Origin of the sequence: Hymenobacter artigasi, assembly GCF_012275535.1 — a bacterium.
Lineage (GTDB): Bacteria > Bacteroidota > Bacteroidia > Cytophagales > Hymenobacteraceae > Hymenobacter > Hymenobacter artigasi.
In genome coordinates this window covers 48,783-67,791 of record NZ_JAAVTK010000002.1, presented here as the reverse complement: position 1 = coordinate 67,791, position 19,009 = coordinate 48,783, and the positions used below count along the sequence as shown (strand labels likewise).

At 61.1% G+C, this 19,009-nt stretch carries 17 protein-coding genes; 12 read left to right on the top strand and 5 right to left on the bottom strand.

Going from position 1 to position 19,009, the window contains the following annotated elements; genetic code table 11:
• Positions 1-74 precede the first annotated feature (74 nt).
• Positions 75-1,859, bottom strand: coding sequence for a methylmalonyl-CoA mutase family protein (locus tag HBN54_RS03770; RefSeq protein ID WP_168671828.1), 1,785 nt, complete (start codon positions 1,857-1,859; stop codon positions 75-77).
• 199 nt (positions 1,860-2,058) lie between these two features.
• Between HBN54_RS03770 and HBN54_RS03765 the strand changes: the two genes are divergently transcribed.
• The 4 genes from HBN54_RS03765 to HBN54_RS03750 all read left to right on the top strand — a co-directional run bounded on the left by HBN54_RS03765 (position 2,059) and on the right by HBN54_RS03750 (position 6,118).
• Positions 2,059-2,826, top strand: a complete 768-nt coding sequence (locus tag HBN54_RS03765; RefSeq protein WP_168671827.1) for a 5'-nucleotidase C-terminal domain-containing protein — start codon at positions 2,059-2,061, stop codon at positions 2,824-2,826.
• Between the two features lie 111 nt (positions 2,827-2,937).
• Entirely contained in the window at positions 2,938-3,876 is a 939-nt protein-coding gene (locus HBN54_RS03760) for a bifunctional metallophosphatase/5'-nucleotidase (protein ID WP_168671826.1), read from the top strand.
• 152 nt (positions 3,877-4,028) lie between these two features.
• Positions 4,029-5,591, top strand: coding sequence for a chromosomal replication initiator protein DnaA (dnaA, locus tag HBN54_RS03755; RefSeq protein ID WP_168671825.1), 1,563 nt, complete (start codon positions 4,029-4,031; stop codon positions 5,589-5,591).
• Positions 5,592-5,641: 50 nt separating this feature from the next.
• Positions 5,642-6,118, top strand: coding sequence for a Uma2 family endonuclease (locus HBN54_RS03750; protein WP_168671824.1), 477 nt, complete (start codon positions 5,642-5,644; stop codon positions 6,116-6,118).
• Between the two features lie 2 nt (positions 6,119-6,120).
• On the opposite strand, the gene HBN54_RS03745 is transcribed toward HBN54_RS03750, so the two are convergent.
• Entirely contained in the window at positions 6,121-6,615 is a 495-nt protein-coding gene (locus HBN54_RS03745) for a hypothetical protein (protein ID WP_168671823.1), read from the bottom strand.
• A 210-nt stretch (positions 6,616-6,825) separates the two neighbouring features.
• Positions 6,826-7,260 (bottom strand): OsmC family peroxiredoxin, encoded by a 435-nt coding sequence (locus HBN54_RS03740; RefSeq protein WP_168671822.1) that lies wholly within the window; start codon positions 7,258-7,260, stop codon positions 6,826-6,828.
• A 178-nt stretch (positions 7,261-7,438) separates the two neighbouring features.
• On the opposite strand from HBN54_RS03740, the gene HBN54_RS03735 reads away from it, so the two are divergent.
• Genes HBN54_RS03735 through HBN54_RS03715 form a run of 5 tightly spaced genes read left to right on the top strand, consistent with a single transcriptional unit; the run spans position 7,439 to position 10,653 of the window.
• Positions 7,439-8,935 (top strand): GH3 family domain-containing protein, encoded by a 1,497-nt coding sequence (locus tag HBN54_RS03735; protein WP_168671821.1) that lies wholly within the window; start codon positions 7,439-7,441, stop codon positions 8,933-8,935.
• Between the two features lie 18 nt (positions 8,936-8,953).
• Positions 8,954-9,178 (top strand): hypothetical protein, encoded by a 225-nt coding sequence (locus tag HBN54_RS03730; RefSeq protein ID WP_168671820.1) that lies wholly within the window; start codon positions 8,954-8,956, stop codon positions 9,176-9,178.
• A complete protein-coding gene (locus HBN54_RS03725; protein WP_168671819.1) occupies positions 9,179-9,622 on the top strand; it encodes an HAD family hydrolase in 444 nt (147 codons plus the stop codon). It begins immediately after the preceding gene.
• A gap of 9 nt (positions 9,623-9,631) precedes the next feature.
• Positions 9,632-10,213 (top strand): hypothetical protein, encoded by a 582-nt coding sequence (locus HBN54_RS03720; RefSeq protein ID WP_168671818.1) that lies wholly within the window; start codon positions 9,632-9,634, stop codon positions 10,211-10,213.
• Positions 10,213-10,653, top strand: a complete 441-nt coding sequence (locus HBN54_RS03715) for a 3-oxoacyl-ACP synthase (RefSeq protein WP_168671817.1) — start codon at positions 10,213-10,215, stop codon at positions 10,651-10,653. The genes HBN54_RS03720 and HBN54_RS03715 overlap by 1 nt, the downstream gene beginning before the upstream one ends.
• A 27-nt stretch (positions 10,654-10,680) precedes the next feature.
• Here the strand turns inward: HBN54_RS03715 and HBN54_RS03710 are convergent, their stop codons facing one another.
• Complete coding sequence (locus tag HBN54_RS03710) at positions 10,681-12,843, bottom strand: OmpA family protein (protein ID WP_235955383.1); 2,163 nt, start codon at positions 12,841-12,843, stop codon at positions 10,681-10,683.
• A gap of 299 nt (positions 12,844-13,142) precedes the next feature.
• Between HBN54_RS03710 and lon the strand changes: the two genes are divergently transcribed.
• The 3 genes from lon (at position 13,143) to hslU (ending at position 18,335) form a co-directional block, all read left to right on the top strand.
• The gene (lon, locus tag HBN54_RS03705; RefSeq protein WP_168672283.1) at positions 13,143-15,563 is read left to right on the top strand and encodes an endopeptidase La; all 2,421 of its coding nucleotides are present in this window, start codon (positions 13,143-13,145) and stop codon (positions 15,561-15,563) included.
• A gap of 153 nt (positions 15,564-15,716) precedes the next feature.
• Entirely contained in the window at positions 15,717-16,778 is a 1,062-nt protein-coding gene (gene porQ, locus HBN54_RS03700; protein ID WP_168671816.1) for a type IX secretion system protein PorQ, read from the top strand.
• A 150-nt stretch (positions 16,779-16,928) separates the two neighbouring features.
• Positions 16,929-18,335: an ATP-dependent protease ATPase subunit HslU gene (gene hslU / locus HBN54_RS03695; protein ID WP_168671815.1), complete on the top strand. Its 1,407-nt coding sequence runs from the start codon at positions 16,929-16,931 to the stop codon at positions 18,333-18,335.
• A 73-nt stretch (positions 18,336-18,408) separates the two neighbouring features.
• Here the strand turns inward: hslU and HBN54_RS03690 are convergent, their stop codons facing one another.
• Positions 18,409-18,981: a hypothetical protein gene (locus HBN54_RS03690; protein ID WP_168671814.1), complete on the bottom strand. Its 573-nt coding sequence runs from the start codon at positions 18,979-18,981 to the stop codon at positions 18,409-18,411.
• Positions 18,982-19,009: the final 28 nt, after the last annotated feature.

The following is a 19,009-nucleotide window of genomic DNA, read 5'->3' as shown; positions in this document are numbered from 1 at the left end:
TACGAATCAGTACGATTAACCGCCCGTCAAGCCACTCATTTATAATTTATAATTCAAAATTTATAATTAATAAACTACCGTCCTTGCAATCGGGCCAGTACTTCCTCGGTCGTGTAGCCCTGCACTTTCATTTCCTGGAAGCCGAATACCCGCACCGCGTCGTGCATGGTGGCCAGGTCGGAGCTGAGCAGGGCCGGTGGAATGAACTGCTGCTTCTCAGTCGGAATCTGATAGATGAAGCGGGCAAACTTCTGGAACTGCTCGGGCGTGGCGTACATCAGCGTGGCTTCCTCGGCCGAGGAGTAGAGCAGCGACAGCGTGCCGGCCGGGTGGCTGGCGGCCAGCTCGGGCCGCTCGTGCTCCTGCAATAGCTGAATAAAGTTGTCCAGAATAACCTGGTTGGTGTTGGAGCCCAGCAGCACCACGGCGGCGCGCTTGCTCTTGCGGTCGCGGCGCTCGAAGTGCAGGGCCGTGGCCAGGCGCAGCACCTCGGTGGGGTAGGCGGCCCGCGTCACATCAAAATCAGCGGAGCGCAGCAGCTTTTTGGGGTGGAAGGAGAACTGCTCACCCTTGTTCTGGAAGCGGTTGGTGCCCACAATCACCTGCTGGCCGCTGGCAATGCGGCGGAAGGTTTCGGTAGCCACGGCTTTGATTTCTTCCAGCACCTGGGCCCGCACCGTCGGCAGCCCGCCCGCCGCCTCTATGCGCTGAAACAGCGCCCAGGCCTCCTGGGCCAGCTGGTCGGTGAGGGTTTCGAGGTAGTAGGAGCCGGCGGCGGGGTCCTGCACCCGGCCCAGGCCGGCTTCCTCGCGCAGCAGCACCGAGAGGTTGCGCGCCAGCCGGCCCGAAAACTCGTTGGCGTCGGCAAACAGGCAGTCGAACGGAGCCACGCTCAGCGAATCGGCCCCGCCCAGTACGGCGCTCATGGCCTCCGTGGTGTGGCGCAGCAGGTTGGTGTGGGCATCCAGGGTCGTCTGCGTCCAGGTGGCCGTGGTGGCGTGAATGCGCAGGTGGGCGTTCAGCCCGGTGGGCAGGCCGAAGCCGTGCAGCAGCGTGGCCCACAGCCGGCGCAGGGCGCGCAGCTTGGCAATTTCGAGGAAGTAGCCGGGCATCACGGCGATGTGTAGGTGCAGGGCGGCGGCTACTTCGGCGGCCGTGGTTTCGGCATCGGGCAGCTCGGCCAGCAGGGCGGCGGCGGTGTTCAGGCTGAAGGCAATCTGCTGGGTAGCAGTAGCGCCCCGGTTACCGAAAAAAGCCCCGTTTACGGCCAGCGCCCGGAAATCGGGCATGCCCGAGGTCAGGCGCACGCAGCGGCGCAGGGCGGCGCGGTAGTCGGCCAGCTCGGCCCCCTCGGGCACGGGGCCGGGGGCAAAGCGCATGAAGCCGCGCAGGGCGGTGCCGGGCGCGGCTTCCACCAGCTGGCTCAGGAGCTCGTCGGGGGCGGCCACCACGGTGTAGCCCACGAAGGTGCGGGCTAGGGGCAGCTGCTCGGCTAGGTAGTGCACGGCCAGCGCCGGAATGTCGTGGATAATGAAATGGATGCCGTCGGCCCCGTTGGCCAGGGCGGCGGCGGCCTGGTCAATCTGGGCACGTCCGTCGGTGCCGACGGGCACGGTCAGGGCGGGCACATTTAACCAGGGCTGCAAGGGGCGGGGCAGGGGCGCGGGCGGGCCACCCAGCGCCGCGAGGGCTTCGCGGTGGTAGAAGGGTTCCAGGGCAAAGCCGTCGGGCAGGGGCCAGCGCAGCGTGGCCGGGTCCCGGCCTTTAAGCTCACGGACCAGGCGGGCCTGCCACTCGGCAGTGGTCACGGCTGGGAATTCGGCAAAGGAAACGGGCGCGGCCGTGAGGGTGTCGGACATAAGTGGTAGTTATTTCAAAGGATGTAGTGCGGCGGCTCCCGCAACTACGACCCCCAGCTAAAACAGGCCGAAAGATACCGCGCCGGGCCCGAAGCCGCCATGTCGGGGCAACCGGTGGGCGGCGGACGGGTTCACATCGTAGCTTTGCGTTAACCTAGCCCGGGGTCTACCGGGCACCGTCTGCTTCCGCTCGCATTTCATGTTTAATTACTCATTCCGGGCTGCCTTTGCCCCGCTGTTGCTGGCTTTGGCCCTGGCCCCCGCCTGCCAGCGCGCCGCCTACGCTCCCACAGCCCATTTCGTGCCCGCCACGAGCCAGGTGGTGGGCAAAACCCAGGCCGAGGACCCCGCCATTGCGGCCCTCATCGCGCCCTACCACGACAAGGTGACCGCCCAGATGGCCGAGGTGCTCGGTACCGCCCCCGTCGCGCTCACCAAAGCCGCCGGCGAAAACCCCTTGTCCAACTTCGTGGCCGACCTGCAGCGCGAGCGCGCCAGCGCCGAGCTCAAGCAGCCCATCGCGCTGGGCGTAATGACCAACGGCGGCCTGCGCGCCGGCTTCGCGGCCGGCCCCGTCACGCTTGGTTCGGTGTTCGAGCTGATGCCGTTTGAGAATGAGCTGGTAGTCCTCGACGCCCCCGGCCCCGTGGTGCAGCAGCTGTTTGACTACGCCGCGCACATCAAAATGGCCATATCCGGCGCTACCTACTCGGTCACCTTCGATGGTATGCCCAAGGATATCCGCATCGGCGACCAACCTTTCGATGTGAACGATTCGCGCACCTATCCCATTGCCATCTCCGACTACCTGGCTACGGGCGGCGATAACCTCTCGTTCTTTAAAATTCTCACGCCGCGCCACACCAACGTGCTGCTCCGCACCGCCATCGCCGACCATGTCCGTGCCCTCACCAAAGCCGGCAAGCCGGTCACGGCCCGGGTCGAAGGCCGCGTGAAGGCTAATTAGGGTTGAATGTTAAGTGTTGAGGGTTGAATGCGCTGGCACTAAAATGCTCCGTAACCAGACTCACTCCACCTTAATCATTCAACCCTCAACATTCAAAACTCAACACTGAATATGCAGCGTCGCGAATTTCTCCGCAATTCCTTCCTCGGTACCGCCGGCCTCACCGTGCTGGGCGGTCTGGCCAACTCGGCTGCCGCAGCCACCACTGCCAAGGCTCCGCTCAAGCTCACCATTCTGCATACCAACGACATGCACTCGCGCATTGAGCCTTTTCCCGACAATGGCGGGCAGTGGGCCGGGCTGGGCGGCATGGCCCGGCGCGCGGCACTTATCAAGGAAGTTCGGGCCCAAGAGCCCAACGTGCTGCTGCTCGACTCGGGCGACATCTTCCAGGGCACGCCGTACTTCAACTTCTTCGGCGGCGAGTTGGAGTATAAGCTGATGAGCCAGATGGGCTACGACGCCAGCACCCTCGGCAACCACGACTTCGACAACGGCCTAGACGGCCTGCAGCGCCAGCTGCCCAACGCCACCTTCCCCTTCCTCATCGCTAACTACGACTTCTCGAAAACTCCGCTGGCCGGCCGCTTCGCTCCTTATAAGGTATTTGAGAAACAGGGCATTCGCATCGGCGTATTTGGCATCGGCATCGAGCTGAGCGGACTGGTGGCCGATAAAAACTTTGGCCAGACCATCTACCTCGACCCCGTGGCCAAAGCCAAAGAAATGGCCGCCCAGCTGCGCGGCCCCGAGCGCTGCGACCTCGTTATCTGCCTTTCGCACCTGGGCTACAAGTACGAAAACGATAAGCTCGACGACCGCAAGCTGGCTGCCCAGGTTTCCGGCATCGACCTCATACTGGGCGGGCACACCCACACGTTTATGGCCGCGCCCGAGCCCATCGCCAGTCCCGACGGCCACGCCACCCTCATCAACCAGGTGGGTTGGTCGGGCATCAACCTGGGCCGACTGGATTACGAATTCTCAATAAAAAATAAGCGCGCCGGGCTGGCAAGTGCCGCCGTAGTGCCGGTTCGGGCCGCCTGCTAAAAGCACGACATACACAAGGCTATTTCGGCTTTTTTAAGTGCGAAGTTTTCCACAATTTTGTCCCCCTCTAAAAAATAACGCCCGGCTCGGGTGGCTGATTTCGGCTCTCTTTTTGCTCCCGGTTTTTCGCCGGTTTCCTTTCAATCGTTCAAATGCTCAAGGATTTTCGCACGGTTTGGGCTGGCTGCTTGCGCAGCATCTCGGCGGAAATCGGGGAGCAGAGCTTTAGGACCTGGTTCCAGCCCATTGTGCCGGTCGAGCTGAAAGGCAATGTGCTCACCATTCAGGTGCCGAGCGCCTATTTCTACGACTGGCTGGAAGAGCATTACGTGGACGAGCTGCGCCGCGCCCTCTACCAGCAGCTGGGCTCCGAAGGCCGCCTCGAATACAGCGTGGTGGTAGACCAGGGCAACGACCAGACGCCGCCCCGCGCCCTGCACCTGCCGCCCACCCGCAAGCAGGCCGCCCCCGACCCGCGCGACGCGCCCCAGCCCATGCCAGGCACGCCCGCCATGGGCAACCCACTGGCCGGCAGCGCCCGCGCCGCCTCGGCCCGCTACGTGAACTCGGGCGCGGTGCGCACCACGCCGCGCGGCAATAACTTCGCCAACGGCGGCGGGGCCGACACCATGTCCCCGCCCCGCAACCCCTTCGACCAGGCCAAGCCCGTGGATGGCAACCTAGTACCGTCGCAGCTCAACGGCTCCTATACCTTCGACAATTACATTGAGGGCGACTGCAACCGCCTGGCTCGCTCGGCCGGCCTCGCCGTGGCCAACAAGCCCGGCACCACCAGCTTCAACCCGCTGATGGTGTACGGCGGCGTGGGCTTGGGCAAAACCCACCTCGTGCAGGCCATCGGCAACCACATTAAGGCCACCGCGCCCGAGCGGTTCGTGCTCTACGTATCAGCCGAGAAGTTCACAAATCAGTTCATCGACAGCGTGCAGCGCGCGCAGGTGCAGGACTTCGCGAACTTCTATCTGCAGGTCGATGCCCTGATTCTGGACGATGTGCAGTTTCTGGCTAACAAGGGCAAGACCCAGGAGATGTTCTTCCACATCTTCAACCACTTGCACCAGTCAGGCAAGCAGATTGTGATGACCTCCGACCGGCCCCCCAAGGACCTGCTGGGCCTGGAAGACCGCCTGCTGAACCGTTTCAAGTGGGGCCTGACGGCCGATGTGCAAAGCCCGGACTTTGAGACGCGGGTAGCCATTATCCGCAACAAAATGGAGCAGGACGGAATTGATATTCCGCCGGACCATGTGGTTGATTACCTGGCCAATTCGGTGCACACCAACGTGCGCGAGCTGGAAGGCGTCATCGCCTCGCTGGTAGCCCAAAGCAGCCTGAGCCGCCGCGACATCGACCTGGAAATGGTGAAGCAGGCCCTGCGCCACATCATTGAGGAAGTGGAGGCCGAGGTCAACCTCGACTTCATTCAGAAAACCGTGGCCGCATATTTCGGCATCTCGGTGGACTTGCTGAAGGACAAAACCCGCAAAAAGGAAGTGGTGACGGCCCGGCAGGTGGCCATGTATTTTGCCAAGCACCATACCGCCCATACGCTGAAAACCATCGGTTTCCACTTCGGCGGGCGCGACCACACCACCGTGATGCACTCGGTGCAAACCGTGTCGGATTTGGTCGATTCAGACAAAAAATTCCGCGACCAGGTGGATGAGCTGCGCAAAAAATTCGCCAAGAAGTAGGGGCACCGTTTCCGGCAAGGGCACGTTATATTTGGGAAAACCTTCGCCCTATGGAAACCCTTGCCCCGGAAATTTCCGACTACGAGCTCGAACGCGGAAAACCCATGCCCAGCCTGAACCATAGCATTGTCCAAGCCAATTCGATATTTGAGTTGAAATCCCGCTACCGGAAGCAGTTTCGCTTTATGTCGGAAATCAACATAGAAGTGGCAGGCCGAATAATGGTGCCGGACATCGGTATTTTCCCTGCAATGGCTGCCGATATGGCCAATGATAGTATCGTAGCGCAACAATTGCCGCTCACAACTATTGAGATTCTATCACCTTCGCAGGCGCTCAGTGAACTGATTGGTAAGGCCAACGCCTATTTTCAGGCTGGGGTAAAGTCCTGCTGGATTGTGCTGCCGGAAGTGAGCGGTATTTTCGTGTACAATGCTCCTGGCAAGTACACGTTTTTCCACGACGGCGAAACGCTCATTGACCCGGCTATTGGCGTTGAGCTGCCGCTTGCTCCACTTTTCGAATAGCTTTACGCCGCCGCCGTCGGGCTCACTTCCTGCAAGGGCAGGTTATACTTGGCGGCAAATGCTCGCACTTGCTCGCGGAAGCTCATCTTACGCATTTTGCCTTTCACTTCGCGCAGGTTGAGGGCGTATATTTCGCCGTCTTTCTGGCGCACGCGCAATACCATGGGCTTCAGCTCCAGGGCGGCAATGTTTTCGGCGGCGAAAACCTGCTTGGGGCGGAACAGGCCGTTTTTGTGCACAATGTAGCCGGGCGTGAACTCGAGGTAGCTCTGGGTGCCGAAGATGGGGGCGTTGTTCACCAGTACGTAGCCGAGGTACACGAACGTGAAAACCAGGAACACCCAGTGCAGAAAGTGGTAATCCTGCGCGCCGGTGTCGCTCAATATGCCAAACAGTACGTAGGCCAGCCAGAACAGGCCAATGGCGAGCTGGCCCCAGAACGGAACGCGGGAAGTGTTGGCGGGGCGAAGGCGGATGCGGGTGGTACCAGTGGGCATAAGGGCAAATTTAAGGGGCAGGAGCGGGTTGTTGTTTATCAGGGCTGAAAAGAACGTGCAACCTGCAAAAATAAGAACGTCATGCTGAGCGGAGCCGAAGCATCTCGCGTGGGGTGGTAAATCTTTTCTTGCGATTGGATTACTGCCCCGAGCGAGATGCTTCGGCTGTGCTCAGCATGACGTTCTTACGTCTTAGGTTCAGCTACGGGTCTAGCCCGCGAATTTCGCTTCCAGCGTCATTTTGGGCACGGCGCTCAGTACTTTCGATACCGGGCAGTTTTCCTTGGCGTCTTCGGCGTGCTTTTGGAAGTCGTCGGCCGTGATGTTGCCGCCCGTGACGTGGCCTTCGGTGCTCACGTGGATGTGCTCGATGACGGGATGGCCGTTGTTGGGGTTCATCGTCACGGTGCTGGTGGTGGTGATGTTTTGCACCGTGTGGCCGTGCTTGGTGAGCACGCTGGTGAGGTACATGGTGTAGCAGCCGGCGTGGGCCGCGCCGATGAGTTCTTCGGGGTTGGTGCCCTGCTTGCCTTCGAAGCGGCTACCCACGGAGTAGGGTGCATTCAGCGCGCCGCTGTCGGTGGTGAGGGTACCGCTGCCTTTGATGTCGCCGTTCCAGACGGCTTTGCCTGCATGGTCTGCCATGATGTGGTAAATGAGTAAGTGAGTAAATGAGTGAGGTAAGCTTTAGCTTGCCGTCCGAAAAAACAGCGCGGCCGTCAATTGCTAACGGCCGCAAGGTAGCGAGGTTGTCTTCCGGAAAACCGCGCATCCGGCCCAACGTACCTTCGCAGCCCTTCCAACGGCCTTTTACATCGCATCCATGGGACTAAAAGCCACGCTGAGCCAGCCCCTGGCCCGCTACATTGCCCGGCGCTACCAACGCTGGCAGCACCGCCCCGAAACCACCCAGCGCGAGCTGCTGGCGAAGCTGACGGCCACGGCGGCCGGCACCGCCTTCGGCCGCGCCCACGACCTGGGCGGCATCCGCACGCCCGCCGACCTGGCCCGCCAGGTGCCCGTGCGCGACTACGAGGCCCTAAAACCCTGGTTTGACCGCACCCAGGCCGGCGAGGCCGATGTGCTCTGGCCCGGCCGGCCGCTGTACCTGGCCAAAACCAGCGGCACCACCAGCGGCACCAAATACATTCCGATTACGAAGGACAGCATTCCGAACCACATTGAAGGGGCCAGGGATGCCCTGCTTTACTACATCTACCGCACCGGTCGCAGCCGGTTTCTCGACGGTAAGCTGATATTCCTCTCCGGCTCGCCGGCGCTGGAAATGCACCACGGCATCCGCACGGGCCGGCTCTCGGGCATTGCCAACCACCACGTGCCCGCCTACCTGCGCCGCAATCAACTGCCCAGCTACGAAACCAACATCATCGAAGACTGGGAAACCAAGCTGGAGCGCATCGTGGACGAAACGCTGGGCGAGAAAATGACGCTGATATCCGGCATTCCGCCCTGGGTGCAGATGTATTTCGACCGCCTCACGGCCCGCACCGGCCGGCCCGTAAAGGACCTGTTTCCCGATTTCAACCTGTTCGTCTATGGTGGCGTCAACTTCGAGCCCTACCGCGCCAAGCTCTTCGAAAGCATCGGCCGGCCGGTGGACAGTATCGAGCTATTCCCAGCCTCCGAGGGCTTCCTGGCCTTCCAAGACGAGCCCGGCAACCCGGGCCTGCTACTGCTGCTGAACAGCGGCATCTTCTACGAATTCGTGCCCACCGAGCGATTTTTCGAGCCCGACGCGCCCCGCCTCACCATCGCCGACGTGGAGGTGGACCGAAACTACGCCGTGGTGCTCACCTCCAATGCCGGCCTGTGGGGCTACAGCATCGGCGACACGGTGCGCTTCGTGAGCCTCGCGCCGCACCGCGTGGTAGTCACGGGCCGCATCAAGCACTTCCTCTCGGCCTTCGGCGAGCATGTGATAGGGGAGGAGGTGGAGCAGGCCCTGCGCGAAGTCATGGCCCAAACCCCCGAGGTCGAAGTCACCGAATTCACCGTGGCCCCGCTCGTGAGCGACGACCCCGCCACGCCCTCGCGCCACGAGTGGCTGGTGGAGTTCGCCCGCCCCCCGCACGACCCCGCCGCCTTCGCCGCCGCCTTGGATACCGCACTACGCCGCCGCAACACGTATTATGATGACTTGCGAAAGGGTAATATCCTGGTGTCGCTGCAACTCACGGCGCTGCCCGCCGGGGCCTTCCATCGCTACATGAAAAGCTTGGGAAGGCTGGGGGGGCAGAACAAGGTGCCGAGGTTGGGGAACGATAGGAAGGTGGCGGAGGGGCTCATCGCGGCGGGGTAGAAATCCGTAACTTTAGCCATGCTCCGCCTCGATAAAACCGCTTTTCGGGTTGTGCCGCTCCACTACGATGAGGACGCAGAAAACCGCGTCCGCTGGCAGGCAATGGCTTTCGCTGAAAAGCGGGAAATCGTCTGGCATTTGCAGCAACGCAAGCGTGAGCTGCATGCGCTCTGTGAGGTGGGGCGTGAGCAAGCCCGTGGCAATAATGCCGGGCGCTCCGCAAATAGCGAACGAGCTGACTAAATGCGCCTCGCCTTCGACCTCGACAATACCCTCATCCGCTGCGGCCACGACTTCCCTCTCGAAACGCCCAAACGGCGCTTCTTAGCTCGTATATTGAGCAATGAACAGCTACGCCACGGAATCAAAGAGTTGACCGATTCCTGCCGCCAGCGCGGCTGGGAAGTGTGGGTGTACACCACTTCCTACCGCAGCGCCTGGCGCATCCGGCGGCTCTTTTGGCTCCACGGCATCCGGCTGGATGGGGTGGTGAACCAGCAGCGGCACGACCGTGAAGTACAGGCCCGTTGCACAAAGCACCCACCCAGCTTCGGCATCGACTTGCTGATTGACGACTCGGAAGGCGTGCGGATAGAAGGGGAGCGGCACGGCTTTCGGGTGTTAGTAGTAGCGCCGGATGATAGACAGTGGACCGAGAAAGTGCAAGCCGCGCTGAATTCATTTTAACTTAGTCCCATGCTCAAGTTTCTCAGCCTCTTCAGTTGCTGGCTCATTGCCTCGGGTAGCATCTGCCAAAGCCCACCGGCTGACTTTCCCGATACGCCTACAATTACCGGGGAATCCGTGGGCAAGGCGCGGATTGGAATGCCTGTGGCCAAGCTGAAAGAGCTTTACAGAGGCTGTACGTTTACGCCTGTACACTTGCTGGCATATGGCTTCGATGATACCAATGCTAAACCCGGTGGCATGGTGGTAAAATCGGGTAACCAGCAGCTTTTTCTATACTTTGTCGATTGGCAAACCAAGAAAAAAGTGGCCTGCTTGCTGGCGTTTCATCCGGCCTATAAAACGGCCAACGGCATCCATGCTGGTTCGACCTCCGGCCAATTGAAAACGGCCTTACCCACCGTGCAGGTGGTTCCCAATATGATGCTTCCAAAATTCCAGACGGCCTTTTCGGGCGACCTGGAAAAACCTGGTTTAGCGTACATCTTCTTCAAACAGCCTGAACTTGGAAAATATACAGTGGCCGACGAGCCAACGAAAATAACCGCGTCCAACGGCCGGATATCCTGGATTCAGATTCGCTCTAATTAATGACCAAACCCGCCCTCCACGCCGCCTGCCACGCCTTCATCGAGCAGCGCATCATCGCCGCCCGCACCGCCATGCAGGCGGCCCAGGAATCCTCCTCCTCCGAAACCAAGAGCAGCGCCGGCGACAAGTATGAAACCGGCCGCGAAATGGCCAACGCCGAGCGCGACCGCAACGCCGCCCACATGCAGCAGGCCCAGCAGCTGCAGGCCGAGCTAGCCCGCATCAGCCCCGAAATGCCCTGTGACACCGTGCGGCCCGGCGCACTTGTGCACACGAGCATGGGCCGCTTCTACATCAGCATCAGCGCCGGCCAGCTGCCCGGTACCGACGTGTTTGCCGTGTCGCCCGCAGCCCCGGTGGCCGTGGCGCTGAAGGGCCTACGGGTGGGGGAAGCGGCCGTTTTTAATGGCAAAACCGTGCGGGTGGAAGCGGTGGAGTAGGCGAGCCGTCCCCCGCGTCAACGCTACCTACTTCCAGTCCCCGCCGCCGTCGGCGGGCTTGTCGTTGGCTTCGGGTCTCACCAGCTTAAACTCGACGCGGCGATTCACCTTGGCATCGTCCTCGGTCACCTCGTCTTTGAGCGGGTGGCTGGAGCCGTAGCCGAAACTCTCGATGCGGTTGGGGGCAATCTTGCCCTTGCGCTCGATGTAGCGGCGGATTGCCTCGGCGCGGTCCTGCGAGAGCTTCTCGTTCACGTCGGGGTCGCCGCTGGTGTCGGTGTGGCCCGTGATGCTGAGCCGGAACGTGGGATGGTCGACCAGAAACAGCGCGATGCGGTCCAGCGTGCTGTGCATGCTGGGCAGCACCGCCGCCTTGCCCTGCTCAAACTCCAGGTTCTTGAAAATGAGCGGCAGCTTGTAGTCGATGCTGTTCGTGAGCAGCGTCATCACTGTGTCGCCCTTCAGGGCAAACTGCTTTTCGACCGAGAAAAAGTCGTTGCTCTGAATCAGCATGGCGTAGTGCGAGCCTTCAATCAGCTCAAAGTCAAACGTGCCATCGGGCCGGATAAACTTGCTGGCCACCTCAATGCCGTTGTCGGTGTCGATGATGCTCACGATGCCCTTCAGCGGCTTGCTGCTCACCGAGTCCATCAGCGTGCCCTCTACCTTGGTGGTGGCCAGCGGCTGCGCCTCCATCGGCAGCGGGAAGGAGTAGAGGTCGAGGTTGTTGATTTCCTGCGCCTCCGAGCGGGCGTAGTACAGGTTTTTACTTTCCCGGTCGATGGTGAAATAATACTCCGAGCCCTTGCCGTTCACCAGCGGGCCAATGTTCCTGGGTTCCTGCCAGCGCCCGCCCACGCGGTAGGTTTTGTAAATGTCGAAGTCGCCAAAATTCAGCAGCTGCCCCCGCGAGCTGAAGTACAGCACGTGGTAGAGCGGGTGGTAAAACGGGCTCACCTCGCTCTCGCGTGTGTTCACCACCGGCCCCGCGTTCTCGGCCGGGCTCCAGCGTCCGTCGCGCAGCTTGTGGGTGTAGTAAATGTCCGACAGCCCAAAGCCGCCCAGCCGGTCCGAGGCGAAATACAGCGTATCCTCGCCCTGCGAGAGGGTGGGTTGCGAGTCCCAACCCAGCGAGTTCACCATGGGGCCCAGGCTTTTGGGGGCGCTCCACTTGCCGTCTTTGCCGCGCGTGGCGGTGTACAGGTCGCAGTTGCCGTGGCAGGTGGCGCACTCGCAGCGGGCAAAGTAAATGGTTTTCCCGTCCTTGCTCAGGCAGGCCGAGCCCTCGTTGTTGGGCGAGTTGATGGGCTTGGGCAGCGGCTCGGCATCGCTCCAGCTCACGCCCTCGCGGTGCGAGGTGTACAGGTCCTCGTCTACCACGCCGGTCAGGCCACGCCGCTTGCGCTTGCTGCTGAAGATTATCAGCGAGTCGTTGCCGGCCAGCGCCGGCCCGTAGTCGGCCGCCTTGCTGTTGATGGCGTCGCCCATGCTCGTGTACACGCCCTTGGGCGGGTGGAAGGTGTTGAGGTTCTTGCGGTACTCCACCAGGTCGTAGTACGTTTTCAGGGGCACGTACAGGGCAGTGTTTTTCTGCTCCAGCGAGTCGTAGTAGAGCTGTACGCGCTTGGTATCGGCGCGGCTGTGCTTCAGGGCCAGGCGGTAGTAGGCCTTGGCTTTCACCGACTGGCTGTCGCGCTCCAGCAGCTGGCCCAGCCGCCAGAGCATGTTGGTATTCTTCTCGAAGTTGACCGGCCCGAACCGGGCCACGTAGTCTTCGAGCAGCAGCCGGGTCTGGTGGTACTGGCGGCGCTTTTCCGCTTTGGCAATGGCTTTCAGCGCCTTCTTATCCTCAAAAAACGAGTATTTGTTGATGTTGATGAAGTCGGGAGTGCCATCGGGCCGCAGGTGTAGCTTGCGGCTCACGCGGCTGTTGAGGCCGCGCACGCGGTAGGCGCCGGGCATTATGGCTGGCTTGGGAGCTGCGGCGGCCGGGTGGCTGGTGGCGGCCTTTTTGGGCGCGGCCGAAGCCCCGCCGCTGGTAGTGTCGGCAGAAGGGGAGGCGGCGGCGGGAATCCGTTGGGTAGGCCGGCGCTGGGCCTGGGCCGTGGGCGAAGTCAGCAGCCACGCGGCCGCGCTCAGCAGCAACCAGCTTCGACGCAATAAAGCCGACATGGGTAGAGTTTTAAACATAGAATATTGCGCAAGTTGCCGACAATTTAACGAATTAGCCATATTCGGCATCCGCCCCGGGGGCTGGTGCGCCGCTTTGGCGGTTTTAGCCCGCTGGCACGGCCCTTGAAGCCCAAACGCGCCGGGAAAGCGTACCTTGTATCTTCCCAATCGAAAGGCCGCAAACTGCCAATCTGGCACCTGCGGCCGCTGCTTCTGCTTTATCTCCGTTCATGCATCTGGCTTCCCTTTATTCTTCCGCTGCGGCCCCGATTCGCACATTTAGCGACGCTAACTCTCAACCCGAAGCCATCGCCATTATGGCCGCCGACCCCGACCACCTCCTGCGCGGCGACGATGCCCCGCCCACGCTGCCTCTGCTGGCAGTGCGCAACACCGTCCTCTTCCCGGGCGTAGTGTTGCCCGTAACGGTATCCCGCAAAAAAAGCGTGAAGCTGGTGCGCAAAGCCTACGCCGCCGACAAGCTCCTCGGCGTAGTAGCCCAGCTCAACCCCGACGCCGACGAGCCCACCACCGACGAGCTGCAATCCGTGGGCACGCTGGCCCGTATTCTCAAGCTGCTGGAGCAGCCCGATGGCCACATTACCATCATCCTGCAGGGTCAGGTGCGCTTCACGGTTGAGGAACAGCTGAGCTTTACGCCGCTGGTGGCCCGCGTCAGCTATTTCCCCGAAGTATCGCTAAACCCCGAAATTCCCGGCGAGTTTGGCCTGTTGCAGGCCCTGCGCGAGGCCGCGACCAAGGTGCTGGAACTCACGCCCGAGATTCCGATGGAAGCCCGGGCCATGCTCGACGGCATTCAGTCGCCGGCTTTTCTCACGCACTTCCTGTCCAGCAACGTGCAGCTCGACCTGCCCGCCAAGCAGCGCCTCCTGGAGCTGGCCGACCCCGAAGCACAGGCCCGTCTGCTCCTCGAAGCTCTCCTCAGCCAGGCTGAATTACTCGAAATCAAGCAGGATATTCGCTCCAAAACCCACACCGGGATTGATGCCCAGCAGCGCGAGTATTTCCTGCGCCAGCAGCTCAAAACCTTGCAGGATGAGCTGGGCCAGGACGGCACCGAGGAAGACGTGCACCGCCTCAAGGCCCGCGCCGAAACCAAGAAATGGCCCGAGGCCGTGGCGCTCCACTTCAAGAAGGAGATGGAGAAGCTGGCCCGCACCAACCCCATGGCCCCCGATTATTCGGTGAACATGAACTACGTCGAGTTCCTGCTCGACCTGCCTTGGGGCGAGTATACCAAGGACAAATTCAACCTCAAGCAAACCAAGAAAATCCTCGATGCCGACCACTTCGGTCTCGAAAAGGTGAAGGAGCGCATTTTGGAGTACATCGCCGTGCTCAAGCTGAAGCAGGATTTGAAAGCGCCGATTCTGTGCCTCTACGGCCCGCCCGGCGTGGGCAAAACCAGCCTGGGCCGCAGCATTGCCGCTGCCATGGGCCGCAAGTACATCCGCATGAGCCTGGGTGGCGTGCGCGACGAAGCCGAAATTCGAGGCCACCGCAAAACCTACGTGGGGGCCATGCCCGGCCGTATTATCGCCCAGATTAAGAAGGCGGGTACCTCCAATCCGGTCATTATTCTCGATGAGATTGACAAGGTGAGCAGCGACTTTCGCGGCGACCCCAGCTCGGCCCTGCTCGAAGTGCTCGACCCGGAGCAGAACGCCACCTTCACCGATAACTACCTGGAAGTGGAGTATGACCTGAGCAAGGTCCTGTTCATTGCCACGGCCAACTCGCTCGATACCATTCAGCCCGCCCTGCGCGACCGTATGGAAATCATCGACCTCACCGGCTACACCCAGGAGGAAAAAGTGCAGATTGCCCGCAAGCACTTATGGCCTAAGCAATTGAAAGACCATGGCCTGGGCGAAACTGAAGTGAAAATAACCGATGCCGCCCTGCATCGCGTGGCTGACGACTACACCCGGGAATCGGGCGTGCGCGGCCTGGAGCGCAAGCTGGCCGCCGTGACCCGCAACCTAGCCCGCCGTAAGGCCGGCAAGGAACTGCTGCCGGCGGTGATAGAACCGGCCGACGTGCGCAAAATCCTCGGCTCGGCCATTTTCGACCGCGACCAGTACCAAGACAACGACACGGCCGGCGTGGTAACGGGCCTGGCCTGGACCTCAGTGGGCGGCGACATCCTGTTTGTGGAAAGCCTGCTGAGCCGGGGCCGGGGCAAGCTCACGCTCAGCGGCCAGCTCGGTGATGTGATGAAGGAATCGGCTATTACGGCACTTTCCTACCTGCGCTCGCGGGCCGATGAAATCGGTATCGACTACCGCCTGTTTGAGCAGTACGACCTGCACATTCACTTCCCCGAAGGCGCGGTGCCCAAGGATGGACCCAGCGCGGGCATTGCTATTTTCACCAGCATGGCCTCGGCCTTCACCCAGCGCCGGGTGCGCCCGCGCTTGGCCATGACCGGCGAAATCACCCTGCGCGGCAAGGTGCTGCCCGTGGGCGGCATCAAGGAGAAGCTGCTGGCCGCCCGCCGGGCCGGTATGAAGGACATCATCCTCTGCCCCAAAAACCGTAAGGACATCGAGGAAATCCAGGAAGACTACCTCAAAGGCCTCACCATTCACTACGCCGACCGGGTGGACGACGTGCTGCGCGTAGCCCTGCTCGATGAGCTGGTGCCGCACCCGCAAAAGCTGCCCGTGCGCGACGAGCCCGTGCCTGTGGTCGGCCCCAGCGTGGAGGTGCAGTAGGGGGTAGAACATGCTTTAGCTTGTTCCCATCAGCTGACAGCTGACTACGCTTGGAGCGGTGAATACTTTCGCGCTTAAATCGGCGTTGAGATGGCCGTTCTAGCCGGAACAAGCTAAAGCATGTTCTACAATTACACCTGTTATCTTCGAAGAATGAAGCACCTCTCCGCCCGCCGGATTATTGGTTTTTGTGTTGTTGGGGCTAGTCTGGCCGTGCGTCCGGTGGCCGCGCAGCAGCTGGGCGGCCGCACCGTGTTTCCGTTTCTGGACCTGCCGCCGAGTGCGCACCTGGCGGCCCTGGGCGGCATGAGCGTCTCGGACCGCAACGACGACCCCACCATGCTCTACGGCAACCCGGCCCTGCTCAACGCCGACATGGACGGCCGCCTGGCCCTGAGCTACGTGGCCTACCTGGCCGATATCAAGCAGAGCACCGCCGCCTACGTGTTCAATACCGAGAAGGCCGGCCGCTTCGGCGTGGGCATCACCTACCTCAACTACGGCAGCTTCGAGAGCTACGACCCGGCCGGCAACAGCCTCGGCACGTTCGGCGTGAACGAGTACACCGTGGGCGTGAGTGATTCCTACACCATGGGCAAATTCACGTTTGGGGCTACTACCAAGCTGGCCGTATCCAGCATTGCGGGCAGCCGCTCGCTGGCCGGCGTGGCCGATGCCGGCGTGGTGTACAAGCACCCCACGGCCGATTTCACGGCGGGCCTGGCCGTGAAAAATGCCGGCTATCAGTTCTCGCCCTACCCTGGCACCGAGCGCGGCCGGCTGCCGCTCGACTTGCAGATTGGGGCCACCGTGAAGCCCGAGCACATGCCGCTGCGCTTCTCGCTCACGGCCCACCACCTGCAGCAGTGGGACATTCAGTACCTCGACCCCAATGCCCGCGGCCCCCTCGATGCCAGCGGCAACGAGAAAAAAGCCACCAAAAGCTTCGGCGACAACCTGGCCCGGCACCTCACCGTCAGCGCCGCCCTCATCCTCGGCAAGGGCTTTCAGCTCCGGGCCGGCTACAACCACTTGCAGCGCCGCGAGCTACGCCTCGACAACACCAGCGGCAGCGCCGGCCTGGCCTTTGGCGTGATGCTGAAGATTAGCACGTTTCAGATTGATTATACCCACGCCACCCTGCAGGCGGCCGGTTCCAGCGAATATTTCACCATCTCGCGCAACTTTAATTCGCTGTTTAAGAAGAAGGAATAAAGTCCCGTTTGTTTAGAACGTCATGCAGTGCGCAGCAAAGCAGCTTGCCCGCCGTAAGTAAACCCATCGATTGGATTACTTATTGCGGGCAAGCTGCTTCGCTGCGCGCTGCATGACGTTCTTTCATTACCTCGTTCCCGTACACCTCCCATGCTCAACCAAGATTTTCTCACCCCGGCCCAAATCGTGGCCGAGCTCGATAAATACATCATCGGCCAGCACGAGGCCAAGCGCCACGTGGCCATTGCCCTGCGCAACCGCTGGCGCCGTCTGCACGCTCCGCTGGATATGCAGGCCGAAATCGTCCCGAACAACATCCTCATGATTGGGGCCACCGGCGTGGGCAAAACCGAAATTGCCCGCCGCCTGGCCAACCTCGCCGATGCGCCTTTTGTGAAAGTGGAAGCCAGCAAGTTCACCGAAGTGGGCTACGTGGGCCGCGACGTGGAGAGCATGGTGCGCGACCTGGCCGAACAGTCCTTCAACCGCGTGAAAGCCCGCCGCCAGGAAGCCGTGAAAGCCCAGGCCGCCGACGCCGTGGAGGAACTCATCCTCGATGCCCTGATTCCGGCCATCCAGCAGCCCGCCGGGGCCAAAACCGGCCTCGGCTTTGGCGGTGGGGGAGGCGATGACGTGCCCCATTCCGATGCCGAGCTAAACGAGCGTACCCGCGAGCGGTTTCGCCAGAAAATTAAGAACGGCGAGCTCGAAGACCGCAAAATCGAAATTCAGGTGGCGCAGGCCGGTCCCAGCATTGGCGTGATGGGCGCACCTCCCGGCATGGACGAGGGCACCCTCTCGGGCCTGCAGGACATGCTGGGCAACATGATGCCCAAAAAGACCCGCAAGCGCAAAGTGACCGTGGCCGAAGCCCGCAAGCTCCTCCTCGACGAAGAAGCCGCCAAGCTCATCGACATGGACGACGTGAAGGACGAAGCCGTTCGCCAGTGCGAAAACGCGGGCATCATCTTCATCGACGAAATTGATAAAGTAGCCAGCAGCGGCGGTAAAAACGGCGGCGGCGGCCCCGACGTGAGCCGCCAGGGCGTGCAGCGCGACCTGCTGCCCATTGTGGAAGGCTCGGCCGTGAATACCAAGTACGGCATCGTCAACACCGACCATATCCTGTTCATCGCCGCCGGGGCTTTCCACGTCTCCAAGCCCAGCGACCTCATTCCCGAGCTGCAGGGCCGCTTCCCCATCCGCGTCGAGCTGCAAAGCCTGACCAAGGACGACTTCTTCCGCATCCTCAAAGACCCCAAAAATGCCCTCACCAAGCAATATGAGGCCCTGCTCAAAGCCGAAGAGGTTGAGCTAACCTTTGATGATGCCGCCCTGGAGCGCATTGCCGAAATCGCCTTCGAGGTCAATGCCGAGGTCGAGAACATTGGCGCTCGCCGCCTGCACACCGTTATGAGCCGCCTGCTCAACGACATCCTCTACGACGTGCCGGACAAGATTGGGGCCAATGCCCGCATCCTCATCACCGCCGCCCTCGTGAACGAGCGGCTGAATGACATGGTGAAAAACCGGGATTTGAGCCAGTATATTTTGTAATTGCCAATAGGTCTTAAAACAAAGAACCCCGCCCAAATTGGGCGGGGTTCTTTGTTTTAAGACCTGTCAGTAATTAAATCGCACGTACTCTCACCAGCGGCGGAATGATGGTGGTGCCATCTTCCAGCGTGATTAAGAAGTAAAAGTTGATTTGATTAGGTGCCTGTGGGTTGGTAGATGCAGTGGCTGCAATTGGAGCCAGTGTCGTGCCAACCCGAGTCCGGTAAGCAGTGTACTTAGCAAGGTCTGATGTGAAGGTGATGGTGTTGCTCCCGTTGCCAGGGGTAACTACTGAGCCAGAAGCGGCACCAGTCAACCCATTCCAGCTATACAGCAGGCTAGCCTTGGCGGCTGAGCCATCCTGCACCTGGGCCAATCCACTGGTCCCCGTCGAAACACGGGTGATTTCCTTGATTTTGCCTTTGTCGGCAGGAATCGAGAACGTGATGGAGAAAGCACCGGAAGGTGCCGTAGCCGTCACGACGTAGAAACGCTCAAAGAAGTTGGCATTGGTTACCGTAACCGGAATCGCCGCGTAGGCTTGGTCCAATGGGGCCAGGCTATTGTCATCGTATACCTTCTTGCAGGAGAACGAGCCCAAAGCCAGCACCGCAAGTACGCATACATTTAAAAGTTGCTTTTTCATGAGAAAAGTAATTTTTGCTGTGAGAAAT